The organism is Sphingobacterium sp. CZ-UAM, assembly GCF_002000245.1.
GTDB lineage: Bacteria > Bacteroidota > Bacteroidia > Sphingobacteriales > Sphingobacteriaceae > Sphingobacterium.
The window spans coordinates 437,300-463,313 of sequence record NZ_MTCM01000003.1 but is presented as its reverse complement, the minus strand read 5'-3'; the positions used below and the strand labels follow the sequence as shown (position 1 = coordinate 463,313).

Annotated in this window: 23 protein-coding genes; 19 read left to right on the top strand and 4 right to left on the bottom strand. The window is 38.8% G+C overall.

Features of this window, described 5'->3' with window-relative positions; all coding sequences use genetic code 11:
* Positions 1–4 precede the first annotated feature (4 nt).
* From BWD42_RS15760 to BWD42_RS15745, 4 genes are all read left to right on the top strand, one after another.
* Positions 5–1,795 carry a TrkH family potassium uptake protein gene (locus BWD42_RS15760; RefSeq protein WP_254846250.1) on the top strand — a complete coding sequence of 597 codons (1,791 nt, stop codon included), beginning with the start codon at positions 5–7 and terminating at the stop codon, positions 1,793–1,795.
* A 110-nt stretch (positions 1,796–1,905) separates the two neighbouring features.
* Positions 1,906–2,592, top strand: coding sequence for a potassium channel family protein (locus BWD42_RS15755; RefSeq protein ID WP_077437340.1), 687 nt, complete (start codon positions 1,906–1,908; stop codon positions 2,590–2,592).
* 4 nt (positions 2,593–2,596) lie between these two features.
* Positions 2,597–2,914 (top strand): YbjQ family protein, encoded by a 318-nt coding sequence (locus tag BWD42_RS15750; protein WP_077437339.1) that lies wholly within the window; start codon positions 2,597–2,599, stop codon positions 2,912–2,914.
* 246 nt (positions 2,915–3,160) lie between these two features.
* Positions 3,161–5,629, top strand: coding sequence for a YfhO family protein (locus BWD42_RS15745; RefSeq protein ID WP_077437338.1), 2,469 nt, complete (start codon positions 3,161–3,163; stop codon positions 5,627–5,629).
* Positions 5,630–5,669: 40 nt separating this feature from the next.
* Here the strand turns inward: BWD42_RS15745 and BWD42_RS15740 are convergent, their stop codons facing one another.
* The gene (locus tag BWD42_RS15740; RefSeq protein WP_077437337.1) at positions 5,670–6,266 is read right to left on the bottom strand and encodes a ribonuclease HII; all 597 of its coding nucleotides are present in this window, start codon (positions 6,264–6,266) and stop codon (positions 5,670–5,672) included.
* Positions 6,267–6,492: 226 nt separating this feature from the next.
* Between BWD42_RS15740 and BWD42_RS15735 the strand changes: the two genes are divergently transcribed.
* The 3 genes from BWD42_RS15735 (at position 6,493) to fabD (ending at position 11,829) form a co-directional block, all read left to right on the top strand.
* Entirely contained in the window at positions 6,493–9,342 is a 2,850-nt protein-coding gene (locus BWD42_RS15735; RefSeq protein WP_139351182.1) for a TonB-dependent receptor, read from the top strand.
* A gap of 269 nt (positions 9,343–9,611) precedes the next feature.
* The gene (locus BWD42_RS15730) at positions 9,612–10,841 is read left to right on the top strand and encodes a M16 family metallopeptidase (protein ID WP_077437335.1); all 1,230 of its coding nucleotides are present in this window, start codon (positions 9,612–9,614) and stop codon (positions 10,839–10,841) included.
* 97 nt (positions 10,842–10,938) lie between these two features.
* Positions 10,939–11,829 carry an ACP S-malonyltransferase gene (gene fabD / locus BWD42_RS15725; RefSeq protein ID WP_077437334.1) on the top strand — a complete coding sequence of 297 codons (891 nt, stop codon included), beginning with the start codon at positions 10,939–10,941 and terminating at the stop codon, positions 11,827–11,829.
* 252 nt (positions 11,830–12,081) lie between these two features.
* On the opposite strand, the gene BWD42_RS15720 is transcribed toward fabD, so the two are convergent.
* Positions 12,082–12,813, bottom strand: a complete 732-nt coding sequence (locus BWD42_RS15720; protein ID WP_077437333.1) for an RDD family protein — start codon at positions 12,811–12,813, stop codon at positions 12,082–12,084.
* Positions 12,814–12,842: 29 nt separating this feature from the next.
* Here BWD42_RS15720 and BWD42_RS15715 point away from each other — a divergent pair, with 29 nt between their 5' ends.
* From BWD42_RS15715 to BWD42_RS15690, 6 genes are read left to right on the top strand one after another with little or no spacing between them, the layout of a single operon-like run.
* The gene (locus tag BWD42_RS15715; RefSeq protein WP_077437332.1) at positions 12,843–13,805 is read left to right on the top strand and encodes a stage II sporulation protein M; all 963 of its coding nucleotides are present in this window, start codon (positions 12,843–12,845) and stop codon (positions 13,803–13,805) included.
* Complete coding sequence (locus tag BWD42_RS15710) at positions 13,796–14,707, top strand: hypothetical protein (RefSeq protein WP_077437331.1); 912 nt, start codon at positions 13,796–13,798, stop codon at positions 14,705–14,707. Before BWD42_RS15715 ends, BWD42_RS15710 begins: the two co-directional genes overlap by 10 nt.
* Positions 14,700–15,581 carry a DUF4129 domain-containing protein gene (locus BWD42_RS15705; protein WP_077437330.1) on the top strand — a complete coding sequence of 294 codons (882 nt, stop codon included), beginning with the start codon at positions 14,700–14,702 and terminating at the stop codon, positions 15,579–15,581. Before BWD42_RS15710 ends, BWD42_RS15705 begins: the two co-directional genes overlap by 8 nt.
* A complete protein-coding gene (locus tag BWD42_RS15700; RefSeq protein WP_077437329.1) occupies positions 15,578–16,771 on the top strand; it encodes a DUF4350 domain-containing protein in 1,194 nt (397 codons plus the stop codon). The genes BWD42_RS15705 and BWD42_RS15700 overlap by 4 nt, the downstream gene beginning before the upstream one ends.
* A complete protein-coding gene (locus tag BWD42_RS15695) occupies positions 16,768–17,757 on the top strand; it encodes an AAA family ATPase (protein ID WP_077437328.1) in 990 nt (329 codons plus the stop codon). Before BWD42_RS15700 ends, BWD42_RS15695 begins: the two co-directional genes overlap by 4 nt.
* On the top strand, positions 17,757–19,085 hold the full coding sequence (locus tag BWD42_RS15690; protein WP_139351181.1) for a DUF58 domain-containing protein: 1,329 nt from the start codon (positions 17,757–17,759) through the stop codon (positions 19,083–19,085). Before BWD42_RS15695 ends, BWD42_RS15690 begins: the two co-directional genes overlap by 1 nt.
* Here the strand turns inward: BWD42_RS15690 and BWD42_RS15685 are convergent.
* Together BWD42_RS15685 and metK are read right to left on the bottom strand one after the other, a co-directional pair.
* On the bottom strand, positions 19,078–19,482 hold the full coding sequence (locus BWD42_RS15685) for a Dabb family protein (RefSeq protein WP_077437327.1): 405 nt from the start codon (positions 19,480–19,482) through the stop codon (positions 19,078–19,080). The two genes, BWD42_RS15690 and BWD42_RS15685, sit on opposite strands and share 8 nt — an antisense overlap.
* A gap of 84 nt (positions 19,483–19,566) precedes the next feature.
* A complete protein-coding gene (gene metK / locus BWD42_RS15680) occupies positions 19,567–20,820 on the bottom strand; it encodes a methionine adenosyltransferase (protein WP_077437326.1) in 1,254 nt (417 codons plus the stop codon).
* 308 nt (positions 20,821–21,128) lie between these two features.
* Here metK and BWD42_RS15670 point away from each other — a divergent pair, with 308 nt between their 5' ends.
* From BWD42_RS15670 to BWD42_RS15645, 6 genes are all read left to right on the top strand, one after another.
* Positions 21,129–22,007, top strand: coding sequence for a diacylglycerol/lipid kinase family protein (locus BWD42_RS15670; RefSeq protein ID WP_077437324.1), 879 nt, complete (start codon positions 21,129–21,131; stop codon positions 22,005–22,007).
* 4 nt (positions 22,008–22,011) lie between these two features.
* A complete protein-coding gene (locus BWD42_RS15665; RefSeq protein ID WP_077437323.1) occupies positions 22,012–22,362 on the top strand; it encodes a translation initiation factor in 351 nt (116 codons plus the stop codon).
* 431 nt (positions 22,363–22,793) lie between these two features.
* A complete protein-coding gene (locus tag BWD42_RS15660; RefSeq protein WP_077437322.1) occupies positions 22,794–23,618 on the top strand; it encodes a MotA/TolQ/ExbB proton channel family protein in 825 nt (274 codons plus the stop codon).
* A 101-nt stretch (positions 23,619–23,719) separates the two neighbouring features.
* On the top strand, positions 23,720–24,382 hold the full coding sequence (locus BWD42_RS15655; RefSeq protein ID WP_077437321.1) for an ExbD/TolR family protein: 663 nt from the start codon (positions 23,720–23,722) through the stop codon (positions 24,380–24,382).
* A 24-nt stretch (positions 24,383–24,406) separates the two neighbouring features.
* The gene (locus tag BWD42_RS15650) at positions 24,407–24,964 is read left to right on the top strand and encodes an ExbD/TolR family protein (RefSeq protein WP_077437320.1); all 558 of its coding nucleotides are present in this window, start codon (positions 24,407–24,409) and stop codon (positions 24,962–24,964) included.
* A gap of 33 nt (positions 24,965–24,997) precedes the next feature.
* Positions 24,998–25,888, top strand: coding sequence for a TonB family protein (locus tag BWD42_RS15645; RefSeq protein WP_077437319.1), 891 nt, complete (start codon positions 24,998–25,000; stop codon positions 25,886–25,888).
* Positions 25,889–26,014: the final 126 nt, after the last annotated feature.

The window sequence follows — 26,014 nt, the reverse complement described above, 5'->3', positions numbered from 1 at the left end:
TATAATGATAGATTCTATATTAAGTTTTGTTCGATTTGTTTTCAAATATAAAAACGGTCTAGTAGATAAGATCATGTTTTACACCAGCATGGTTTGTGCTGCGATCGTCATATTTAATGTGGGTTATGTAACAGATCCGGCCTTGGGTGTGCTACTTGGCAAGACAATCCATTACTTGTTTTTTACACTTTTTTTTATGATTGCATTACGGGAGTCGTCTTCCATCTATGCATTAAGAAAAATTGCCGTTGAGCATTATTCAGGTCTACTTATTCTCATTTATTTTATTTTTATTTTGATAGCCCGTTTTGCGGGAATTGAATCGCTTTCTGTTTTTTCCCGCGAACAATGGATTTACTTGGGTATCTATATTATTTTTATTGCTGAGCTATCCAAAAGTACCCTCTTTTTCGATAATTTTTATTTTAATCCAACTATACTTTTCGTCATTAGTTTTCTGGTCCTTATTCTGATAGGAACAGTCCTGTTGATGTTGCCACGGACAACAACGGAAGCCCCGCTCAGTTTTGTTGATGCCTTGTTTATGTCGACTAGTGCAGTCTGTATAACGGGCTTGTCTGTGGCCGATATTTCGACCAACTTTAGTATGTTTGGCCAGACGGTTATTATTGTATTGATACAGGTTGGGGGATTGGGAATTATGACCTTTACCGGATTCTTTGGCTATTTTTTCTCTGGTGGATTTTCATTTAAAAACCAGTTGATGTTTGGTGAAATATTGGGCGAGAATAAGGTGGCCTCAGTGATCAAAACCTTGCTGACCATGATATTCATTACGTTATTGTTTGAGTTTCTTGGCGCCGTATTGATTTTTAGCACGTTGGAGAGAGGTAATTTCCCTAATATGGGGAGTATGGTTTTCTTTTCAATCTTTCACTCTATTTCTTCATTTTGTAATGCCGGATTCTCCATTTTATCAGGAGGAATTACAAACGAAGCCTATAAATTCAACTATTCCTTTCAGCTTGCGCTGTCTTCATTATTCATTCTTGGTGGGTTCGGTTTCGGTATTGTGCTGAACTTCTATACTTATATAAAAGAGTTTATACTGCTTTGGTATCATCGCTTGATTACGAAGAAAAGCTACAAGCATAAAGCGTGGAGCTTTAGTTTTAATTCCAAATTGGTGTTGCTCTGTAATGCGATTATAATTGTTGCAGCAACGCTGTTTTTTTATTTTTTGGAACGGAAGAATACACTTTCTTTGGAAAGAGGTATTGACGGTGAATGGGCTACATCTTTTTTTATGGCCAATGCCGCACGCTCAGCGGGTTATAATAGCATTGACCTGAGTTTTGTTGGCGCTCCGACTATTTTCCTGATTATGGTATTGATGTGGGTGGGGGCATCTCCGGGATCTACTGGAGGCGGTGTAAAAGTAACAACGGTGGCGCTTACTTTTATGAATATCATATCCTTGGCAAAGGGAAAGGAATACATTGAAATTTTTAAGCGGAGAATTGCGAGTGAATCCGTTAATAAAGCTTTTGCGATAATCCTATTGTCATTCTTTGTGGTTGGGCTAAGTTTTTTCCTCCTTATTTTTACTGACCCAGACAAAAGTATGAAGGATTTACTTTTTGAATCCTTATCTGCATATACAACCTGTGGGTTGAGTTTAGGTGTAACTCCTTCCTTAAGTATGGGTGGAAAATTGATCATTGTAGTAACCATGCTGGTCGGCCGTGTAGGCATGTTAACTTTGTTGGTTGCATTTATTAAAAATACAACCCGAAAGAATATTATATTCCCGGAGGAAAAGATCCTGTTTTAATTGTATTCTTTATTCATACATAAATAGGGGAATGAAGAGAAAGAGGTTGATTTAATAGTATACGCTGTGATTATACTTGTAAATACAATAAATTTATCTTAGTTTGAGTTATGAAGTATATTGTTTTGGGATTAGGACATTTTGGGCGTTCATTGGGTGTTCATCTTACTGAACTCGGCCATGAAGTGATTGGAGCAGATAGAAGTTTAAATATAGTGGAACAGCTCAAAGATAAAATCACGCATACCGTATGTTTGGATACAACTGATCGGGAGGCTGTATCTTCACTGCCCTTGAAAGATGCGCATGCTGTCATTGTCGCTATTGGGGAAGATGAGGGGGCTTCTCTTATGACTGTTGCACTTTTAAAGCAATTAAAAGTAAAGCGTATAATTGGTCGTATTGTCTCCGATTTGCAAAAAACGGTTCTGGAAGCCATGGAGATCAATGAGTATATTATGCCGGAAGAAGAGGCGGCTGAGCGCTTGGCGATGCGATTGGACAATATTGATATCGTTGACTCCTTTAAGGTTTCAGATCGATATTCAATTGTCGAAACAAAGGTTCCACAGCGTTATATTGGTATGACGCTGCGTGAGGCTAATCTGACGAATCTTTATAAAATTATTGTACTGACGACAGTAAAAATTACAGAAACGAAAAAAGACGGAATCACCAAGGAACAAAAAGAAGCATCTGGTATTGCCACATCTGAAACAGTAATGGCGGAAGGGGATATTTTAGTTGTTTTTGGCGAATTATCCGATATCAATAAGTTAATTCAAAAAGGAGAATAAAATTATGTTATTAACAACAACAAGTGTTATCGAGGGACACCAGATCGATCGTTATCTAGGGATTGTTTCTTCAGAGGTCGTTTTGGGGGCGAATGCCATTAAAGATATGATGGCTGGCTTTAGAGATTTTTTTGGTGGTCGATCCAATTCCTATGAACGTGCCTTTCAGGAGACTCGTGAGGCAGCATTACGTGAGTTAGAAGATCGGGCGAAGGCTTTGGGAGCAGATGCGGTCGTTGGCGTGAGATTGGATTTCCAGACCGTTGGAACCGGGGGGATGATGATGGTAGGTGCAACAGGAACTGCCGTAAAAATGAAATAACGGAAAGTGAAAGCCCTAAATATTTAGGGCTTTTATTTTCGCTAAGAATGTATGGGACCTTGCCAAAGGTTATATTCGAGGTATTTGTGATTCGGAGCATATCCTAGATCTTGAAATTTCTATGATCGTTCCTCTCGTGATCCAGAAGTGGTACCTTGAAATAGATTGCGTATAATTATAATTGTATATAAAAACAAATTTATCTAAGTTTGGCTTTTAAGACTTTTAAACAACCTAAGAGGATAAATGAAAAATTGGTTTAAGGCGAATTCAGCACATTTGATCGTTATTGCGGTATTTATTGCGCTCGTATTTTTTTATTTCACACCTGTTTGGCAGGGAAAGACACTTGCCCAATCGGATGTAGTACAGGCGCAAGCTGGACAAAAGGAATTATTTGATTATAAAGCCAAGGATGGCAAGGCGCCTTTATGGACGAATTCCATGTTTGGAGGAATGCCGACCTATCAGATCTGGCAGGCGAACGAAAATAACATTGGTACCTATGTGCTAAAAGCTGTCAAATTTGTTTTTCCGAGCCCGATGGATACGGTATTGTTTTATCTTCTGGGCGCCTACTTTCTTTTTAGCGTATTACGCATCAAACCCTGGCTTGCAGCAGTGGGTGCGGTTGCGATCGCATTTACCTCATATAACTTTATTTATATAGAGGCAGGACATATCACGAGAGCAAATGCGATCGCCTTTATACCACCTGTTATTGCTGCGGTGGTCATGTGTTATCGGGGGAGCAGGTTGTGGGGGCCAGTGCTACTGGCGTTATTCCTTTCCCTGGAAATTCGTGTCAACCACTTACAAACGACCTATTACTTGTTAATGGCGTTGATGGTATACGTTATTTTTATCTTGGTTGATGCAGTCAAACAAAAACAATTAAAGGAGTTTTTTGTCGCGTCAGGCAGACAGGTGATTGCAGTTATCATTGCTTTGATGGTAAACGCCTCTATTTTATTACCTACCTGGGAGTACAGTAAGTTGAGTACCCGAGGGCATGCTAATATTACGAAAGTTGATAATAATAGTACAAAGGAAAAAGGGCTTGATAAGGAGTATGCCTATGAATGGAGCCAAGGTATTGGCGAGACCATGACCTTCATGATCCCTAATGCTTATGGCGGGGCCAGTGGCGGACAGTTGGGCGAAAAGTCTCATGTGGCGAAATTCTTTATGGAAAAAGGAGGGGCGTCTGAAATTCAGGCTGGACAGATGGCGCAAGGCATGCCAACCTATTGGGGAGACAAACGCTTTACATCGGGGCCATGGTATTTTGGGGCCGGTGTTTTTTTCTTGTTTATATTAGGACTTGTCATTGTTAAAAACCGTTTTAAATGGTGGATATTAACGACTACAATATTAGCATTGCTTTTGTCTTTTGGAAAGAATTTCACGTTGGTCTCTGATTTATTCTTTGATTATTTCCCAATGTACAATAAATTTAGGGCTGTTGAATCCATCCTGGTTCTTGTTTCAATCACGGTTCCAATGATGGCTATTCTGACGGTAAACGAATTGTTGACACGGGCTAAAGAAAATCCAAATCTAGAGAAGAAAGTGCTCTATACTTTTGCAGGTGTGGGCGGCGTCTGTCTATTAATCGGCGTAATGCCGGATCTGTTCTTAAACTTCAGAAATGCTGGTCATAATAATTTAATAGAGTCATTCACCCAACAGATTGGCGACAAGTCTTTTGCTACAGAGCTGGCCAACCAATTGGTTTTGGATCGTAAGGATATCGCAAGTAAAGATGCTTACCGCTCCTTTGTGATTATTTTGCTTACATTCGGACTTGTTTGGTTTTACCTTAAGAAAAAGCTTAATGAAGGTGTTTTATTGGGTACCCTGCTTATCTTGTTCTTATTCGATTTGTGGAGCGTAGATAAACGCTTTTTGAATGATAAATCCTTTATGGAGAAAGGCGCGACTGCACAGCAGGTGTTTCAGCAACGCGAAGTTGATCAATTGATCTTGATGGATAAAGATCTGAGTTATCGCGTCCTTGATTTGACGACTGATCCATTTTCTGATGCCCGCCCTTCGTATTTCCATAAATCGTTAGGAGGCTACCATGCGGCTAAATTAATGCGTTTTCAGGAAATCTTGGAGAACCAATTCAATGGAGCGCTCAATGAAGATGTGCTGGATATGTTCAATGTACGTTATTTGATCACAACAGATCCTCAGAATCAATCGCAACGTATTGTGCGACGGAGCACTGCAGCTGGAAATGCTTGGTTTGTAGACAAGGTGACTTTTGTAAAAGGAAATGCGGAGGAAATGCAAGCGATCAGCTCTTTTGATCCACGTAAAGAAGCTTTTGTGAATCAACAATACCAGAATGAAATCAAAGCAAAAACTTCGAGCGCGGCTACAACAGGGGAAATTAAACTGACATCGTATCATCCTGATAAAATGCAGTATGAATATACGGCTACCAATGACGCATTTGCGGTATTCTCTGAAGTGTTTTATGATAAAGGATGGAAGGCTTATGTCGATGGAAAGGAAATTCCAATTATCCGGGCAGATTATTTGTTGAGAGCCTTACAGTTGCCATCAGGAACACATAAAGTCGAATTTATCTTTGATCCAGAATCACATAAAATGGGTAATCTTTTGACTCTAATATCGTCGATTATCCTTGGATTAGGAGTAGCAGCAGCAGCGTATTTCTCACTACGGGAGACAAAAAAATAAACAGCTGCATAGCAAGCTGTTTATTTTAAAGGTTGAAGCTTTAGAATAATTTGAGCTGTGGATCAGTTATTCTAAAGCTTTTTCTATGGTGCGGTGTTGAACCATACTCGAGGACTGCAGTCCGATGCTTTACAGTCGGATAACCTTTATTGTTGAGCCAATCATAAGCCGGGTAATCCGAAGCAAGGTTGTCCATATATTCGTCACGGTAGGTTTTTGCCAGAATGGAAGCTGCTGCAATAGATAGATATTTTCCGTCCCCTTTGATAATGCAGGAATGCGGAATGGCCTGATAAGGAATAAATCTGTTCCCGTCCACAATGATATATTCCGCTTTTATTTGTAGCATATCCAGCGCTTTGTGCATGGCAAGATAACTGGCATTGTGAATGTTGATGCGGTCAATTTCTTCCGCTGAGACACTAGCTACCGCATAGGCAAGTGCTTCTCGTTCAATAATTGGGCGTAATGCCATCCGTTTTTTTTCGCTTAATTTTTTCGAATCGTTGAGCAGCTCATGATGGTAATCAGCAGGGAAAATTACCGCTGCGGCAAAGACTGGTCCTGCCAAACAACCTCTGCCTGCCTCGTCACATCCAGCTTCGACCTGTCGATTTTGATAATAGGATAGTAGCATCTTCTAGTTCTGTAAATGAACGAAAGTACAAATAAAATTAGAGTTATGCATTGTAACTTCTGTGTGAATAATGCCCTTTTACATTAATTAACACTAATAATATCTTCTTTTGTAAAGATTTAGGATGTGCTCGTGTGTACATGGTGAAAGCGTGGAATGGGTTAAACGAAAACGAGATCATTCGGTCAAATAATTTGTCAATTATAGAAATATAAAAATAGATGTTATGAGAGGCTATATGCTTTTTTTGTTGAGTATGTTAACTGGATGGACTGTATATGGCCAGACGAGAAGCGTACAAGGAATGTTAAAAGATGATAAAAACCGCGTTATTGCAGGAGCGACTGTTAAGTTGACTTCAAAACTGGATTCCATGGTTGCGGGTTCAAATATGGCTGGGGTTTTTATATTCGATAAGATCAAGGCGGATACGTTTAAGATTACTGTTTCTAATTTAGGATTTGAACGTTTTGAAAAGGAGTTTGGCTTTCCAAAGGGGGAGACAAAATACATTATTCCGAGCCTGACTTTACAGCAGAATTCTCAGATGCTTGAAGAGGTCGTTGTGGATGGCGTGCCGACAGTGGTCGTGAAAAGTGATACGCTGGAGTACACGATGAAGGATCTGAAGTTGCGCGAAGGATCCGTTGCGGAAGATGCATTAAAAAAATTGCAGGGCGTGGAAGTTGATAAAGATGGGAATGTTACCGCACAAGGAGAATCCGTAAAACGGGTACGTATCAATGGAAAAGATTTTTTTGGTGGCGATGTAAAAACAGCCACGCAAAATCTCCCGGCTAATATTATCCAAAAAATGCAAATCATTGACGATTATGGTGATATGGCTAATGTAACGGGGAATAAGAACGGAGATTCCGAAAAGGTTCTGAATATTCAGATTGACCCCAAATATAATCAGGGGCATATGACAACGCTTCGTGCCGGTTATGGTACTGAAGACCGTTATCAGGCAACAGGAATGTGGATGGGGATGCGTGAAGGGGAGCAGATTTCTGTGCTCGGAAATTTAAACAATACCAATGCACCCCTGTTTGATTTCAACACAACAGGCGGTGGAGCTCGTCGAGGTCAAGGCGGTGGAGGACGTCGTGGCGGTGGTATGTTTGGTGGCTCTGATGGTCTTACAAAAATAGGCTCTATTGGATTGAATTTTCGCAAAGATTTTTCAGATAAGCTGACCGCGTACGGAAGTTATAGTTATAGCCATAGCAATAACACGACGCTTTCACAAAGATATATCGTGAATGCAACACCGGGCCGATCGCAAGCCGACAGCGCGGATGCAAATTCCAATACGATTGGGGGGAACCATCGTTTTGAGGCTAACGTGGAGTGGAAACCGACTGCGAAAGACTATATTAAGATTGTGCCGCAATTTGGTTATGATGAGGGAGATAATAATGCGATAACCAATTCCATTACTTATTTAAGTAATGTTTTGGATAATAAGCAAGAACTAACAACTGGAACAAACTCCACCGCGCCAAGGTTTGGGATCAGTGGTTTATATAACCGTAAATTGAACGATAATGGACGCAATTTATTTTTCAATTTCAATTACAATAATGCCAAAACAGATAAAGACGTAAATCAGATACTCGATAGGTACATTTCTGATCCGTCCAATATCAACCAACCCATGAGTAACATTTACCAACGTACGGTTCAGGATGCGATAAATAAGAGCTGGAATGCAGGAGCTTCGGTAAATTATACTGAACCGCTATCCAAAAATGGAAAACTAGAGGTAACTTATGATTTTAACAAAAATAAATACGATAACAATATTACTCAAAAGGGATATGATAGAGATAACAATATTATTGAAAATGCATTTGAAAACGCAAAGTTAAATCTGGACTACAGCTATGATTATGCTTTTGTAACCCATAAGATTGGAGCCAACTATTTATTTAGCAATGATAAGCTGACCTACTCAGTCGGTGTGGCTGGGCAGCCCTCTCATTTAAATGGATCAGCGATTAACTCGGGAGAGATTATTCCGATTTCCCGTAATAATATGAACTGGATGCCAATTGCGCGTTTTGAATATAAATTCTCTCGTCAATCGAATCTAACAGTGAACTATTCTGGATCACCTACAGAACCCAGTGTATCGCAAATATTGCCTTATAATCTGAGTACAAGTTCGACCAATATCGTTTATGGAAACGCGAATCTAAACCCAGAATTTAATCATCAATTGAATTTAAGATTCCGTAAAAACGATTTTCAAAAGGGGAATAATTTCTTTGTATTCCTCAATGGCTCAATGGCGGATAATAAAATTGTTAGTTTAAACAAATCATACTATGGTCCTATCCAGAAGGATCCAACCACTGGAAAAATTGACTCGGCATTAATCTCAGAGACACGTTATCTGAATGAGACCGAAGATCGTCCGTATGCGATCAACTCATTTTACCATTATGGTAAATCGTGGAAGGAAAAAACGTTTAATGTCATGTTGATGGGAGGAATTTCGGTGAATAAAACCATTGGCTATTCTTCTATCGATGAGAATGATAATATCGGACAGAAAAATGTTGCCCGTAATTTTGTCCTGACCCAAGGACTAATGTTTCGTTACAACCCATCCGAGAATTTGGAAATTAATCCGGGTGTTCGTTACCAATTTACGCACACGCAAAATAGTTTATTACAGCGGAATAGCGATATTCAGACATGGACACCAACGTTGATCGGTTCATACAATATTTTGAAGAATACGATTTTTGGGGCCGATCTTTCTAAATCTTTCAATCAAGGTTATGGTCAAGGATTGTCTTCCAACCCGTTCATTATCAATACCTATGTGGAACAAAGATTTTTAAAAGATCAGCGCGGTACATTGCGCTTGCAAGCATTTGATTTATTAAACCAACAAACGAATCTGTCTCGTACTGTAGATGGCTTCTTAACGACGGATAGCCGCACCAACCGTTTGGGACGTTATTTTATGGTCTTGTTTACCTATAAATTCCAAAAATTTGCGATGGGCAATCCGCAAGGAGGGGATGATTTTCATGGTGGGATGAGAAGACCCCGGATGTAAGTAGAATAAAAGCTAACTAAAAAACGGTTATAGTGATTTCGCTATGACCGTTTTGCGTTTAAAAATCCCTAGTTTTGCTAAAATTGTAACAAGGGGTCAGTTTGACCAATAGTATAACTATACTAGGAAACTATTGTGGCAATAATGCGCGAATTGTAGCCCATATAGGATCTTTTTGCTAATTAACATAAACAGGAAAAGATTGGTCGGTCTGGGGGGTGGGAAATAAATGAGGATGAGCGATCAATGAGAGAAATTTCAAAAACTGAATGGAGTACGAAATCATCAGACTTTCAAATGGAATCCGTGCGGTATTCCAATATCAAAATTTGCCAGTGACGCATGTGTGCATGGTAATCAATGCAGGCTCCCGCGACGAATCGGAGGGCAAGTTCGGCGTTGCTCATTTTATTGAACATCTTTTATTTAAACGAACTGAGACGCGTTCAACGAAACAGATTATCGATCATCTGGAGTCTGTTGGCGGAGACCTGAATGCTTATACAACAAAAGAATATACCTGTGTCCATGCGTCTGTACTGCGACCGTATCTCAATCGAGCGCTGGATCTATTTGAGGATATTTTCTTCCATTCTACTTTTCCTGAAGTGGAGATGGATAAGGAAAAATCGGTAATTGTTGATGAAATGGCCTCTTATCTTGATAGTCCAGAAGAATCGATTGTCGATGATTTCGAAGATCTTGTGTTTAAGGGGTCGGGTTTAGGACATAATATATTGGGGCTTGAAGATCAGCTCCTGGCGTTACAGAAAAACGATATTACGGATTTTATGCGGTCCAACTATGACACACACGAGATGGTCATAGGAATCACGGGCAACTACAGTCTAAAGGAGGTTGAAAAGTTGCTACAGGAGACATTTGGAGGAATCGTGCAACATACTGTTTCTCGTTTCAGAAATGATGTAAAACCCCTTGTCGCTGAAGATATTGAAATTCCCAAACCCATTAATCAGGTGCACTATATGCTCGGATCATTGGCTTACGATTATCGTGATGAGCGTAAGACAGGGTTATTGCTCTTAAATAATATGCTAGGCGGTATGGGAATGGGGTCGGTCCTGAACCTCTCCATCCGAGAAAAATACGGAATTGCCTATACCATTGAATCCAATTACACAATCTTTTCGGATACTGGACTATTTAGCATCTATCTGGGGACCGATGAGGAAAAGGTTGAAAAGGCGAAAAAACTTGTTTTTAAAGAGCTTTACAAGATGTGTGAACAGCCACTTTCCGAAATCAAATTGAAGAAAGCTAAACAGAAATTTATTGGCCAAATTGCCCTGACAGAGGAAAATAGGATGAGTATGATTATTTCGGCGGCGAAGAATGTGATGGATTATGACCGCGTTATATTATTGGATGAGGTAATCGAGAAAATACAGCATTTAGATAACACTAGTCTTTTAGCCATTGCCCAGGATGTTTTTGACCCTCGGAAGATGCTGTCACTGAGTTTTGTCCCCGAAGATTAATATTTGATAGAATTCTATATATTTGCGGTTACGTAATTCTTAACTATGAAAACGGTCTTACGAGTTCTCATTCGCCATTAAAGAAAAAAATATAATAATGAAAACAGCATATGTATTTCCTGGTCAAGGAGCCCAATTTGTTGGGATGGGTCAAGACCTATATAATTTAAATGAAGAAACAAAAGCTTTGTTTGAGAAAGCCAACGATATTTTAGGTTTTCGTATCACGGATATTATGTTTTCCGGTACGGACGAAGAGTTGAAACAAACTAATGTAACGCAACCTGCAATTTTTCTGCATTCTGTTATTTTAGCCAAAGCTTTGGGAGACTCATTTCAGCCAGATATGGTGGCAGGACACTCCTTAGGTGAGTTTTCAGCATTGGTTGCAGCAGGAGCTTTGAGTTTCGAAGATGGATTGAAATTGGTATCCCAACGTGCGAATGCCATGCAAAAGGCCTGTGAACTGCAACCTTCAACAATGGCCGCAATTTTGGGCTTAGAAGATGCTGTTGTAGAAGAAATTTGCGCTAAAGTGGATGAAGTGGTTGTCGCGGCGAATTACAATTGTCCTGGACAATTGGTTATTTCGGGATCGATTGAAGGTGTAGATAAAGCCTGTGCCTTGTTGACCGAAGCTGGAGCAAAAAGAGCTTTAAAATTAAATGTTGGTGGTGCATTCCATTCGCCATTGATGGAATCAGCTAAAGTAGAGTTACAAGCTGCCATCGAAGCGACTGATATTTTATCTCCAAGATGTCCTATTTATCAAAATATTGATGCAAAGCCACAAACGGAACCTGCTATTATTAAACAAAATTTGATTGCGCAGTTGACAGGTGCTGTCCGTTGGACTCAAACGGTGCAGTATATGCTGGCGGATGGTGCTACTGCATTTGTGGAAGTTGGGCCGGGCAATGTTTTGCAAGGTTTAGTGAAGAAAGTCGATCGTCAGGTACAAACTTCGGCAGCTTCCGTAACAGCTTAAGAGTTATCCTAGCTAAAAGATATCAAGGGTCGATTATTCGGCCCTTTTTTATACTTAAAATTTTACCGTGTCTTCCTTACGAAATGCGAATTGAGGGCGGATAAATCTGGCCTTCTAACGGTGCTCGTTCGGTACTTCTTCGGTGATTGTACGTTGCTTGTTCGGTTGCTAGCGTGTAAAATCCGTTGTATTTCCGGCTAGTATCCATTGTTTACCCCAGTAAAGGCCAAACTTAATAGTCTATTATACCGACTATTTATCCTTAAACATGCTGTAATGATCTTTCATGACCTGTAAAACGAAATCATTAGGTGTCATTTTTTCGGGATGTTTAATTTCCATAACCGCTTCGAGACGTTGTACCAAGGCTGTCAGTATTCCTACATCTCTCCTGTCAAAAGCCGTCTGATAGACCTCTTTGATGATATTTGCATCTTTGTCGCTCAACTTAATTACCTGCGGGAATAAAATAGGATGATTTTCAAAGGTCTCTTCATAAATTGTATCACTGAGTTTCAAACTAGGTTTCAAACTGATGACGGATGTCTCTCCGGCAATGTCTCCAATCCGTTGACCATTTTTGGATAAGACAATAGCGGTAATTGCAACACCACCCATTGTCATCCATATATCTACTATTGATAATGTCCATCTTGATAGGTATTGATAAAAGTCGGCACGAGAACCATCGAGCTTCACCACTTTTATTTTCATGATCTTTTTACCGATGGTCTGTCCGCCGAAGGCTGTTTCGGCAATCAAGGTATAAAAAAACGCAGGTAAAGTCATTCCCATAATAATACCGTAGAAAAGATAGGGATCCCTACTCGTGATATCTAAGGCATCCAACAGAAACATACAGAAGAAGAAGTAACACACGATAATAAAATAGTCTATTGCAAATGCGATCATCCGCGAACCTAGACTAGCAAGATTATACTGGATTTTTACATTTTGTGCTGTGTTTATCTCAAGCTTATTCATATATTTGGTTTAGCCAGTTAAAAAAATTAATGAGAGAAGCATCATTTGTAGAACGAAATAAAGAAAAATGGACGTCAATTGAAAATAATTTGTCAACTAATATGCAGGTTGATCCAGATGAGCTGGCTTCAAATTATATTGAGTTGACAAATGATTTGGCTTACGCGCAGACATTTTATCCCGATAGTAAGGTTCGCAGTTACTTAAATGAACTAGCAGTAACAGCTCATCAGAAAATCTATAAAGACCGCAAAGCTTCTAACAATAGATTCAAATCTTTTATAAACGAAGAGATTCCGCAGGCAATTTGGTCAATCCGTCGGCCACTCCTTTATTCGCTTTTGATTTTTGTGTTCGCATCGGCGATAGGTTTTCTTTCAGCGGTGTATGATTTGGATTTCATTCGATTAATTTTAGGCGATGTTTATGTTGATTCGACGATAGAGAGCATTAAAGCTGGGGATCCTGCTGCGGTTTATGGAAAAGGAAGTAGTTTTGGCTCGGCGATCTGGATTACGATCAATAATGTTCGCGTGGCTTTTATGGCTTTTGCTTTTGGATTGTTTCTGAGTATTGGTACTGGCTATATATTGTTTAGCAATGGCATTATGTTGGGGGCGTTCCATCAAATGTTTTTCCAATATGGCGTGATGGGAAAGGCAATGTCAGCGATCTGGATCCATGGAACTATCGAGATCTCAGTGATCATTGTTGCAGGAGGTTGTGGACTGGCGATCGGAAATAGCATTTTGTTTCCCAAATCGTATACTCGGATGGCCTCTTTTGTTCAGACAGCAAAGATTGCCATGAAAGTACTGATTAGTACAATACCATTTTTTATTGTCGCGGGTACATTAGAGGGCTTTGTAACGAGATACTATGCTATTTCGATATGGCTCAGTTTATTCATCATACTTTTATCGTCGATCGCGATCTTATTCTTTTATGTTATTAACCCCTATCGATTAGCAAAACGGTTTCAATGGAAGTAGAATTTGAATTTCAGAAAGAACGAAAGATAGGCGATTTTGTCCAGAACTTTATAGACCTTTTTAAGTTGATCTATAAACATTTTGTGACAACAATATTTGGCCTATCTGCATTACCGTTAGCTGGCATAGCATTAGTATATTATTTTCTCTCTACAAAAGTTACCTTTTCTGCAAACAGTAGCTCATTCGAAGATATTGATGGGTTTACTTGGACCTCGTTACTGATTCTGGCATTAATCGGACTTGGCTTATATGTCTATGGAATTTCTATTGAATATTTTATTCTTCTGAAAGAACGTAAAAACACATTATTTACCGGCAAAGAGGTCTTGCAAAATTTTAGAGCAAATATAGGTCGGTATTTTATGTTCTTATTTGCGATGGTTTTGGCCTTGATCGTTGTTTCTATACCGCTCGCTATTGTTGCGGTCATCTCCGCTTTTATTCCTTTTATTGGGAGTTTTGCGATTGGTATATTGATGTCAATTGTGGGAATCTGGTTATTTAGCTCATTCTTATTTTATCGTGAGGGATATTCTGATCTGGGGGGCTGTTTCACTGATTCGTATGTTATGCTAAGTAAAAAGCTGATCCAATATGGGGTTGCAGCTTATATCGTCAATTTTATCTTCCAAATGGCCGTTATGATGATTTCTGTAATTCCCTTAATAATTATTTCCCTTATATCATATAATTTTTTAGGATTGGATGCAGCTTTTTTTGATTCATCCTGGGGCAAATTGTTGATGACTTTGGGTGGGATATTTATTACATTGTTTACTCTTTTCCTATATATGGCAGGTGTGTTGGCCAATGGTATAATTTATGAAACGGCAAAGGATCTTAAATTTAGCGAACGTATTTATGGTATGATTGATCGGATTGGAGGTAGTGATGAATAGAATAATAATTGTTGTTTCTTTTGTATTTATGCTATTGCTCGGTGCCTGCGACCCGAAACCGAAAGCGAAGGAATCAGAAATCGATACAGCGGACTCGGTTGCAGTTGATTCTATTTCCTCCCTGTTGGATTCTGCGAACATTGCCTTAGACTCCGCAGCGATGGATTCCGTAGCTGTAGCAAAAGCTGATAATAGTGACAGTACGCTTTGGGATCCTCAATTATTTGATTCTATTCCCAGATATAGTCATGATAGAGCGTTTAAGATGGATCCCTATCCAGAAATTATCAAGCGCTATGAACAGGACGATTTTGTTTATTCCGAGAATATTAAAGATAAAATAAGCCTATTGCAACGTATTTTATCCCGTATTTCTGAATGGTTGGGCGATATAATGCCCGATAATCGGTATAAATTTAACAAAGAATTTGGTTATGTCTTTGCTTTTTTAGCGTTAATCGCACTGGCTTTTATTCTCTATAAAGTGCTGTATAATAAAAATCAATATTTCATTAAGCATGAAAGAGAAGAAGATGCCTTAGATACATTGGCCTATGTAGAGCGAAATTTGATGAACAGCGATCTCAAAAAATATATTAAGGATGCTATTGAACAAAAAAATTATGCTTTGGGCATTCGCTATCTGCAATTATTGAATATTCAAAAGCTGGCACAAGCGGGTCACATTCAGTGGAAGCATAGTAAAACAAATGCTGAATTTGCTAATGAGATCCAGAACAATGCGCTACGCGGGGGATTTGAGGAATGTACCCGGATATTTGACTACGTCTGGTTTGGGCAATTTGAATTAAATACCTCAGATTTTAGTCAGTATGAACAACTGTTTAATCAATATCAAAATCAAATTAAATGAAGGGATCAGTAAAATTTGGATTGATATTATTGGGAGTCGTCCTGCTATTGATCGGTATCATAGACATGACGAGCAAGAAACCGATTATTTGGGATCGGACTTTCGATGCGAAAGATAAAAACCCTTTTGGGGCTTATGTGGTCAGAAATGAATTAAAACATATTATTGATCAGCATAATGAAGATATTAAGCGTCCATTGTATCAATATCTTGATAGTATGAAAGGAAGGGATAAGAACCTTTTATTTTATACTTCCTATTTTTCCTTAGGCGAAGCCGCGGAAAATAAATTACTTGACTATGTGTCCCGAGGAGGAAAAGCAATGATTATTGCTGAGGCGATTGATCATTATCTTTTGGACTCCTTGGACATTAAGGTGTTTGATTTCTACGGATATAAAAAGGGCGTTGATATTAAAAACCATTTAAGAGTCAAGCTGACTAACGATAATAGTAAAATTCATTATGCAAAATCAGATTTAAGTACTGTTTTTATTAAGCTACCCAAAAATGTGACCATTTTGGGAGGGATCAGTTATCAGGATTATTTGCTGCCTAATTTTGTTGAGGTGCAGATTGGCAAAGGCAAACTTTATTTGCACCTGACACCCGACTTGTTTGGAAATTATTATCTATTGAATTCAGCTTCTCAATATGCTTATGCCGCAAAATCATTATCTTATTTAAATGACAAACCGATTGCATGGTATGATTTTAAGGCGAATACGGCTCAGTACAGTACCCCATTACGGGTTTTGTTGACCAATGCAGGTTTAAGACAAGCGTGGTATGTACTTTTGGGGGGACTTGTTCTTTTGCTTGTGTTTAAAAGTAAAAGGGAGCAACGTGCAGTGGAAATTGCTAAACCGGAACCCAATCTTTCTAAAGAATTTTGTGAGACAATTGCAACATTATACTACGAAAATGGGACGCCAGGTAATATGGTTGATAAGAAAATAGACTATTTCTTACACGATATACGAAGCCGTTTTCATATGGACACCTTAGCGTTAAGAGAAGAAGGCTTTTCTGAAGAATTGGCAGAAAGATCGGGTGTCTCTTTGGCTGAAACACAGCAGCTGATCAGATTAATCATTCGAATGCAAGGGATACAGCAAAATAAAGTGGCCGGATTAAAACAGGTTAATGAAACAATAGAAGATTTTAAACATAAAGCAAAAATGATATGAGTGACTTCGATAAATATATATCTTTTGAAAACCGGATCGATATATCGGTTTTATATGATAAAATGGCTCAAGTAAAGTCGGAGGTAAAAAAGGTTATTGTTGGACAGGATCAATTAATTGATCTGTTACTGATTTCGATTTTAGCATCTGGACATTCGCTAATAGAAGGTTTACCTGGTGTTGCGAAGACTTTATCAGCAAAATTGATAGCCAAGACAATTAGTAGCGACTTTAAACGAATTCAGTTTACCCCAGATTTGATGCCTTCCGATGTGACGGGATCATCGATTTTGGATCTAAAAAGCAATGAATTTGAATTTCGAAAAGGGCCTATTTTTGCTAATATTGTTTTGATCGACGAGATTAATCGTGCTCCTGCAAAAACACAGGCTGCACTTTTCGAAAGTATGGCTGAACATCAGGTCTCCGTTGATGGAAATACCTATATTTTGCCGACTCCATTTATTGTATTTGCTACGCAGAACCCGATCGAACATGAAGGAACCTATCGATTGCCAGAAGCGCAGCTGGACCGTTTTCTTTTTAAGATCAATGTGAACTATCCGGAACTTGAGCAGGAGCTGGAGATCTTGAAAGAGCATCATGCGCAGAAAGCATCGAATAAAGAGGATCAAGTAAACAGTGTGGTTTCAGCGGAAGAAATTTTCTCATTTCAGCGGCTTATCAAATCAATTTTTGTACACGAAGAATTGTTAAGCTATATTGCTCAGGTGATTATAAAGACGCGTACTAATCCGAGTTTAACTTTAGGGGCGTCACCGCGGGCTTCTATTGCCTTATTGGAATCTGCCAAAGCTTCTGCAGCATTGAGTGGAAGAGATTTTGTAACGCCTGAAGATATTAGAAGGGTTGCATCCGCGGTCTTGGGGCATCGTGTGATGCTGACTCCTGAACGGGAAATGGAGGGTTTTACAACTTCTTATGTTATTGACCAAATCATTAATACGGTAGAAATTCCAAGATAATGAGGAAATTAAAGCAGCTTTTTCTAACCAATCAGTTTTTCTATTCTCTATTGGGGATAGCAACATTTTTTGCAGTTTCTTTTTTTATTAAGGGATTGTTTATTGTTGCATGGATTGTATTTTGGCTATGGTTGGCTGTGCTGATTTTTGATTTCGTTGTATTGTTTGCAGGTAAAGGGCGTATTGAAATCACTAGGATATATCCTGAGAAGTTATCCAATGGGGATGAAAATCCGATGAAGTTAATAGTCAATTCCTTCTATCCATTTCCTACTATTATTGAAATCTTAGAGGAATTTCCGATACAACTTCAAATTCGTAACAATGAATTTTCTACCCGTTTAACCGCACATCAAAGTTCTGAGATTTCTTATTTGATGCGGCCAACACAAAGGGGGGTATATCAGTTTGGACGATGTATGGCACTTGTGCAGCGGTTTGGATTTTTCAAACGGAGATTTGTGACCAATCAGGTTCAGGAAATTCCATGTTACCCTTCTTATATTCAATTAAGAAAGTATCAGCTCTTAGCAACAAGCAATAGGTTAAATGAATTGGGTATAAAACGGATCCGTCGTATTGGCTCTGCAATGGAGTTTGACCATGTTCGGGAATATGTCCAGGGCGATGATTATCGTCATATGAATTGGAAGGCTACAGCAAAAGCCAAAAAGCTAATGGTCAATCAGTATGAGGAGGAAAAGTCACAACCGGTCTATTCATTTATTGATTTGGGACGAGCAATGCGGATGCCTTTTGAAGGACTGACATTATTGGATTATGCAATCAATGCCTCCCTAGTTCTTTCAAACGCAACAATATTAAAGCAGGATCGTGCTGGATTATTGACCTTTTCGAAAGATGTGAATGTTTTTATTCCAGCTGAAAAAAGAAATAACCAGATGCTCAAAATTTCGGAAGCCTTATACCAGGTGGCTACAAAATTTGACGAGCCTGAGTTAGGCAAACTTTATAGTTATGCGAACGCACATATCAATAAACGTTCGCTTATCTTTCTTTATACAAATTTTGAAACACTGGACTCCCTGAGAAGGCAGATGAGTTATCTGTCGATGTTAAACCGGAGTCATATCATCGTTGTTATTGTCTTCAAAAATGTTGAAGTTGAAGATTTGGCTAAAAGCTCGCCTAAAAAGACTATTGAGATCTATAATCAAATTATTGCGGAGAAATTTATCTACGAGAAGCAACTTATTGTGCAGGAGCTGATCCGTAACGGATTTCAGACCATCTACACTGCACCAGAAAATTTGACAATAAATTCAATCAATAAGTATCTAGAAATAAAGGCACGTGGACTTATTTAATAATGGTTGTGTCTTTAACCATTACTTTGGTCCAAAAGTGCTTGTATTTTTCAATAGCTTTTAGATGAATTGGATGTGTTTCATAAATGCCAATATCTTTAAGATCTTTGAATGTGACAATCAATGTATAGTCAAAACTATTATCGACGACTGCTCGCTTATTTGTCGGTGCAGGAACACCATAGTTAAGTGTTTTGATTGTTTCAATTTTTCTAAGTTCTTCGAAAAATCCGACGAAATCCTTTTTATCTTTTTCACTGATATCTTCTTTCAGCCAAAAATTCACAACATGTATAATTGTGTTGGGGTGCAAGTCATGATCTGACTGCGTCGGATTTGCCCATGCGGGCGCGGTGACGAGCACCATAGGTGCAAGTAAAAAATTGCGTCTTTTCATTTATGATACGGTTTAGAGAGAGTAAGATACAAAAAAAGGGATACATTTGCTGTATCCCCATCATTATTTTGGTAGGTGAGTCCATTACAGACCAAATTCTTCTTTCACCTTCTCGATGTAATCTAACTTTTCCCAAGTGAATAACTCCACTTCGATTTGTTTCTTTTCTCCAGTAGAACTTTCGAATTCTTTAGTTACTTTTCTCGGTGTTCTTCCCATGTGACCATAAGCAGCGGTTTCAGAGTAGATAGGGTTTCTTAAACCAAGACGAGTTTCAATGCCATAAGGGGTCATATCAAACAATTGTGCTATTTTATCAGCAATCTGGCCATCTGTCAGGTTTACCTTGCTTGTTCCATAGGTATTTACATAAATTCCCATAGGGTCTTTGACACCAATTGCATAGGATATCTGAACGAGGATCTCGTCTGCCACCCCTGCAGCAACCAAGTTTTTGGCAATATGACGGGTGGCATAAGCAGCGGAACGATCCACTTTCGATGGATCTTTCCCAGAGAAAGCCCCTCCTCCATGTGCACCCTTACCTCCATAAGTATCTACGATGATCTTACGGCCGGTCAGCCCGGTATCTCCATGTGGACCACCGATAACAAATTTTCCGGTTGGATTAATATGGAATTTAATTTCATCATTAAATAACAATTGGAGTTCTGGTTTCAATTGTGCTTTAACACGTGGAATTAAAATTGTTTTTATATCCTGTGTGATTTTATCCAACATGACCGGCTCACTGTCGAAGTCATCATGCTGTGTCGAAATTACGATTGTATCAATTCTTTTTGGTTTATGATCATCACCATATTCCAACGTTACCTGTGATTTTGCATCCGGTCGTAGATACTTTATTTCGTTGTTTTCTCTACGCAACTCTGCCAGTTCATATAAAAGACGATGAGAAAGATCTAATGCCAGAGGCATGAAGTTTTCAGTTTCATTATTAGCATAGCCAAACATGATACCTTGGTCTCCAGCTCCTTGCTCTTGTCTTGTCTTGCGGTCTACACCTTGATTAATATCAGCAGATTGCTCATGGATTGCAGATAAAACACCACAGGAATTTGCTTCAAACATATATTCGGACTTGGTATAGCCAATTTTTTGGATAACAGAACGGGCTATTTTCTGGACATCTAAATATATGTTTGATTTAACCTCACCTGCGAGAACGACCTGACCAGTCGTTACTAAAGTCTCAATAGCAACACGAGAGTCTTCATCCCATGCTAAGAAATTGTCTATTAGTGCATCTGAAATTTGATCCGCAACTTTGTCTGGATGTCCTTCAGAAACAGATTCTGACGTAAATAAATAAGCCATGCTTTTACGTAATTTTAATATTGGATTTGCGCTTGAAATGAAATTACAGCAAAGTGATAAGAGCCGTGATAGCGAAGGGTTTTTAGCACTTTTTTACTGTGGTTGCAATCTCCTTGTCGTTGCTTTGTGTATGCAACAGCACGCAAATCAGTCCACATTCTATTTTTTGTTGCGACAAAGCTACGATACTTTGTGGGATATTTAAAATCAAATTTGTCTTTTAATTTTAAAAAGCGTAGAAAGCGAAGCTAAAACGGCATAAAGATTACATTATTTTAAGAAATTGGTAATTTCCGCTATCTTTGGATATGTCAGAACGTAAACAAATATTGTTTGTCATTAACCCTATTTCAGGAGGAAAACGTAAAACTTCCTTTAAAAAACAGGTATTGGATGTGCTGGATTTGCAGAAATTTGATCCTACTTTTCAGCAAACAGCGAGACCCAACCATGCCTATGAAATCGGATTGCAAGCTATTCAGGAGGGGTATGATGCGGTAATCGCCGTCGGCGGGGATGGGACGATCAATGAGTTGGGCTCTGCTTTGGTTGGTTCAGGGATACCATTGGGGATTATTCCGGAGGGCTCAGGTAATGGTCTGGCACTTTATTTAGGCATTCCAATGAATGAAGCTGCAGCTATTCGCCGTATCAATCGTTTTGAATCGATCGAAGTGGATTGTGGTGTCATTAACGACCGCCGTTTTTTTAATATCGCGGGACTGGGCTTCGATGCTTCTGTAAGTGAAAATTTTGCCAATGAAAACATCCGTGGCCCGCTGGGTTATATGAAATCAGTTTTTAATGTACTCAGTAAATATCAGCCAGCACATTATAAATTAACGATAGATGGGCAGGTGTATGAAAGACAGGCTTTTATGATCAGCGTAGCCAATTCTCCGCAGTACGGAAATAATGCTTATATCGCGCCACAAGCTTCAGTCAATGACGGTATATTGGATGTCTGCATTGTACATAAGTTCCCCTTGTATATCTTGCCTAAAATGATTTTTCATTTGTTTAATAAATCTGCGGACCAATCAAGCTATGTAGAAATTATACCTGGAAAGCATATCGAAATTGAGGTAGATTCAAGTTCACCGGTGCATGTAGACGGCGAACCTATTGAACTGGGGGATAAGCTTAATATTTCAATTATGCCGAAAGCGATAAAAATTATTTGTTAAAATCATGAGTAAAAATAAGAAACAGTCCTACGAAGGCGTTGTATATTCGACAGATGACAGTTATAACTATCAACTTGCGGATTCTTTGCAGGAAATGGAAACATTGCCCGTGAATCAGCAGAATCTTAAAGTACAACTCGACCGCAAAATGCGGAAAGGAAAGGTTGTTACTTTGGTAACTGGCTTTGTGGGACAAACGGCAGATCTTGAAGTTCTGGGTAAATTATTAAAACAAAAGTGCGGTGTAGGGGGAACGGTTAAAGATGGAGAAATTGTGATCCAAGGTGAATTTAAGCAAAAGATCTATGAGTTGTTACTTAAAGAGGGGTATCGCGTTAAATTGGTTGGTGGTTAAACAACTATATCTATACGAATCGTATTAAATCTAATGAATTGTTTATTAGGTAAATATGATCCGTAATAGAGGCGGGGAGGTTGTAAAAAACATGAGTAATCACTTACTTTTTGTCGCTTAAATTCCTCGTTTTTCTTGCATATCAAAAAAAAAATGGTTTTCATTGTAAAATAATTATTGCTACTAAGCGATTTAGCTGATAGTAATAAGGATTATATAACGGGAACTGCTGAGAAAAATGACACTAGAATGGTGTATTCAGTTTGAAAAAACAAATTTGATTTTTTTTATATATTTGAGATGAATATTTTAAATTTGACATTAAATATTAAATTTGCTTTGCAAAATTGATTTCAAAAGCGAATAAGAGTGCATATAATTTAAACAACATTATATATTTAAACAACAGTAAAAAACTAAAAATTAGAAAAATGGCAAACGCACCTAAAACTGCTGCAAAACAAGAGAGCAACAACGGAGGATCTTTCTTTGCTCAAGCTGCAATCATCATCTGTTTCATCGTGGGTTTCTGTGTATGGAAATTTGTGATGGGTAATCCAACTAACTTCGTTGACAACAACCCTGAAAATGCTCCTAATCCAGGTAACTACTTAGGAATGGTTTACCATGCTGGGGCTATCGTACCTGTTTTGCTTGGTTTATTCTTAATGGTTTGGGTTTTCTCAGTAGAACGTTTAATCGTTATCAACAAAGCTTCTGGTACTGGAAATGTAGGAAACTTTGTTAGAAAAATTCAATCTTTGATTAATGGTGGAAACATCGATTCAGCTATCGCTGAGTGTGACAAACAAAAAGGTTCAGTTGCAAACGTAGTAAAAGCTGGTTTATTGAAATACAAAGCAGTATCAGCTGACACGAATGTTGACACTGAAAAAGCTACTATCGCAATTCAAAAAGAAATCGAAGAAACTACAGCATTAGAAATGCCAATGTTAGAGAAAAACTTGAACGTAATCGCAACATTAGTTTCTATCGGTACATTATGTGGTCTATTAGGTACAGTAACAGGTATGATCAAAGCTTTCTCGGCGTTGGCAACCGGTGGCGCTCCAGATTCAGCTAAATTGGCGAACGGTATCTCTGAGGCCTTGATCAATACAGCTACAGGTATCGCGACTTCAACATTCGCTATCGTATTGTATAACATCTTTACTGCAAAAATCGATAAATTAACTTACTCTATCGACGAAGCTGGTTTCTCAATCGTACAAACATACGCTGCAAACCACAAATAAGAACTGTGATGAAAATTTTTGATTTTATTTTATGGAAATCAAAAATGTAAAGCATCATAGGATAGAAGATTGAGTTTTTAATTTAAAAAGAAGAATTTAAAATGGGTAAAGCAAAAGTAAAAAGAGCCAGTACGTCAATCGACATGACAGCGATGTGTGACGTATCGTTCTTGCTGCTTACGTTCTTCGTATTAACGGCGACAGCGCGCCAACCGGAAGCATTGACGGTGGATACCCCAGCATCAACTACGAAAGATAAATTACCTGACTCTAATGTGGGTATGATTACGATCGGTGATGGTGGAAAAGTTTTCTTCGGAACGACAGATCAACAAGTTCGTGTAAAAGCTTTAGAAAGAATGTCTGCAAAATATGGCATCGGCTTTTCGCAAGAGGACTATGATCATTTCAAACTGATGGAAAATTTCGGTGTACCAATGTCTAAGTTGAAAGGGTTATTGGCTCTGGATGGCAGCAAGCGCACTGAAAAAGGTGTACAGACTGGTATTCCAATTGACAGTACAGAGAATACTTCTAACGAGTTGTATTACTGGGTACAAAACACACGTTTAGCTGCTGAAGAAGTAAATAAAGAAAAGGAGTCTGCGGATAAGAACTTTGTTCACCCAGGGCCTTTGAAAATTGCTATCAAAGCTGATGCGAATGAGAAATATCCTTCTGTAAACCAGGTGATTGAAACATTGCGTAATCAAAAGCAAAACAAATTTAGTTTCATCACTGGCATGCGTGCTGAGGAAAAATAATTGACGATTTAATAAGAACAAAAAATGGCAGAATTAAATCAGGATAGTGGTAAAAAGGGCAAAGGCGGGAAAGTTCGGTCCAAGAAAAATGGTGGTAAGGTCGACCTTACAGCCATGGTGGATTTGGCCTTCCTATTGATTACCTTTTTCATGTTGACCACATCTTTAAATAAACCACAAGCGATGGACGTGGCGATGCCAGATAAAAATAAAGTTAAGGATGAGCCTCAGCCCGATTTGTTGACAGCTGACAACCGTTCATTAACAGTTTTATTGGGATCTGATAACAAAGTCTCTGTGATTTACGGACAAGTAAAAAATCCTATCGAAGGACCAACAACTGTTGGTTACGGAGCTGATGGCATTCGCAAGGTATTGATGGAGAAAAAAGCCTATGTACCACGCGTTGCTGGCGGTAAAGACTTGATCGTTATCATTAGACCGAGTGATAAGAGCACGCAACGTAACTTAGTTGATATTCTTGACGAAATGAAAATCGTTGATATCAAGCGTTACATGATTGCTAAGATCAGTCCAGAAGAAGTGGAGGTTTTAAAACGTGACAATATCTACAATGATTAATCATTATTAGGTAGCACGATAAAGTATAAAAATATGATAGGGTCAAAATTAGATATTTTTAAGAAAGAATGGCTTGAGGTCGTTTTTCAGGGACGAAACAAGGAGTATGGAGCTTACGAGCTACGTAAACTTGCCCCTAAAGCGACTAATAGAGGATTGCTCGTCGTTATCGGCGTGGTAGTTCTTGCAAGTCTTCTTCGTCTTTTCGGAGATAAAATTTTTCCGAAGAAAGCTGTTGAAGCACCTCCAGCGGTAACTGAAGTTACTTTGGAAGACCTTGAAGAGATCAAGCCACCTGAGCCGCCAGAAGAGGAGCCACTTCCGCAAGAACCGGAAGAAAAACCTCAGCAAGTGGCAATGGACGTGCCGAAAGAGGATTTGATTCGTTTTCCTGAGCCTAAAGTAGCTCCCGCTAATAAAGTTGTAGAGGAAGTTGCTTCTCAGGAGGAGCTGAAAGATCCAAATAAAACTCCAGCACGTATCACTTTGAAGGGTAGCCCAACAGGGACTTCAGTAGCACGTGGTGAGTTCGGTTCTAAGAAACAAGATGGCGGAATCACTGGTGTTTCAAAAGGTGATCCAAACGGTGATCCAAATGGAGATAAAATCTTTACAGCAGTAGAGGTTAATCCTGAGCCAATTGGCGGGATGGCAGCTTTTATGAAGTGGGTGTCTTCAAACTATGATTATCCGCAAGCGGCACAGGAAAGTGGAGTTAATGGTGTTGTGGAAGTTTCCTTCGTTGTGGAGAGAGACGGTAGTTTGACAGATATCAATGTAAAACGTGATTTGAAATACGGTACAGGAGATGCAGCTGTTAAGTTGTTAAAGAAAGCGAAGAAATGGAAACCAGGTATTCAAAATGGTCGTCCAGTTCGTGTAGCTTACACCTTACCAATTCGTTTGAATCTTCAGACACAATAGAATGACAGATTTTAATTCGAATAATAATTCTAATTATAGACAGAAATCGCCTTTAAAGCGATTTCTGTCCATTTTAGGACTATTTATGTTTGGTTTTTATTTTGTTTTGGGCCTCCTAATTATTTT

What these genes read in the sequence shown, in the direction of transcription:
- BWD42_RS15670 (WP_077437324.1), top strand. Translation starts at nt 21,129, where the DNA reads ATGTCAGAACGTAAACAAATATTGTTTGTCATTAACCCTATTTCAGGA.
- BWD42_RS15715 (WP_077437332.1), top strand. Translation starts at nt 12,843, where the DNA reads ATGAGAGAAGCATCATTTGTAGAACGAAATAAAGAAAAATGGACGTCA.
- fabD (WP_077437334.1), top strand. Translation starts at nt 10,939, where the DNA reads ATGAAAACAGCATATGTATTTCCTGGTCAAGGAGCCCAATTTGTTGGG.
- BWD42_RS15740 (WP_077437337.1), bottom strand. Translation starts at nt 6,266, where the DNA reads ATGCTACTATCCTATTATCAAAATCGACAGGTCGAAGCTGGATGTGAC.
- BWD42_RS15695 (WP_077437328.1), top strand. Translation starts at nt 16,768, where the DNA reads ATGAGTGACTTCGATAAATATATATCTTTTGAAAACCGGATCGATATA.
- BWD42_RS15685 (WP_077437327.1), bottom strand. Translation starts at nt 19,482, where the DNA reads ATGAAAAGACGCAATTTTTTACTTGCACCTATGGTGCTCGTCACCGCG.
- BWD42_RS15730 (WP_077437335.1), top strand. Translation starts at nt 9,612, where the DNA reads ATGGAGTACGAAATCATCAGACTTTCAAATGGAATCCGTGCGGTATTC.
- BWD42_RS15755 (WP_077437340.1), top strand. Translation starts at nt 1,906, where the DNA reads ATGAAGTATATTGTTTTGGGATTAGGACATTTTGGGCGTTCATTGGGT.
- BWD42_RS15665 (WP_077437323.1), top strand. Translation starts at nt 22,012, where the DNA reads ATGAGTAAAAATAAGAAACAGTCCTACGAAGGCGTTGTATATTCGACA.
- BWD42_RS15745 (WP_077437338.1), top strand. Translation starts at nt 3,161, where the DNA reads ATGAAAAATTGGTTTAAGGCGAATTCAGCACATTTGATCGTTATTGCG.
- BWD42_RS15720 (WP_077437333.1), bottom strand. Translation starts at nt 12,813, where the DNA reads ATGAATAAGCTTGAGATAAACACAGCACAAAATGTAAAAATCCAGTAT.
- BWD42_RS15650 (WP_077437320.1), top strand. Translation starts at nt 24,407, where the DNA reads ATGGCAGAATTAAATCAGGATAGTGGTAAAAAGGGCAAAGGCGGGAAA.
- BWD42_RS15655 (WP_077437321.1), top strand. Translation starts at nt 23,720, where the DNA reads ATGGGTAAAGCAAAAGTAAAAAGAGCCAGTACGTCAATCGACATGACA.
- BWD42_RS15735 (WP_139351182.1), top strand. Translation starts at nt 6,493, where the DNA reads ATGAGAGGCTATATGCTTTTTTTGTTGAGTATGTTAACTGGATGGACT.
- BWD42_RS15705 (WP_077437330.1), top strand. Translation starts at nt 14,700, where the DNA reads ATGAATAGAATAATAATTGTTGTTTCTTTTGTATTTATGCTATTGCTC.
- BWD42_RS15700 (WP_077437329.1), top strand. Translation starts at nt 15,578, where the DNA reads ATGAAGGGATCAGTAAAATTTGGATTGATATTATTGGGAGTCGTCCTG.
- BWD42_RS15690 (WP_139351181.1), top strand. Translation starts at nt 17,757, where the DNA reads ATGAGGAAATTAAAGCAGCTTTTTCTAACCAATCAGTTTTTCTATTCT.
- BWD42_RS15760 (WP_254846250.1), top strand. Translation starts at nt 5, where the DNA reads ATGATAGATTCTATATTAAGTTTTGTTCGATTTGTTTTCAAATATAAA.
- BWD42_RS15750 (WP_077437339.1), top strand. Translation starts at nt 2,597, where the DNA reads ATGTTATTAACAACAACAAGTGTTATCGAGGGACACCAGATCGATCGT.
- BWD42_RS15645 (WP_077437319.1), top strand. Translation starts at nt 24,998, where the DNA reads ATGATAGGGTCAAAATTAGATATTTTTAAGAAAGAATGGCTTGAGGTC.
- BWD42_RS15710 (WP_077437331.1), top strand. Translation starts at nt 13,796, where the DNA reads ATGGAAGTAGAATTTGAATTTCAGAAAGAACGAAAGATAGGCGATTTT.
- BWD42_RS15660 (WP_077437322.1), top strand. Translation starts at nt 22,794, where the DNA reads ATGGCAAACGCACCTAAAACTGCTGCAAAACAAGAGAGCAACAACGGA.
- metK (WP_077437326.1), bottom strand. Translation starts at nt 20,820, where the DNA reads ATGGCTTATTTATTTACGTCAGAATCTGTTTCTGAAGGACATCCAGAC.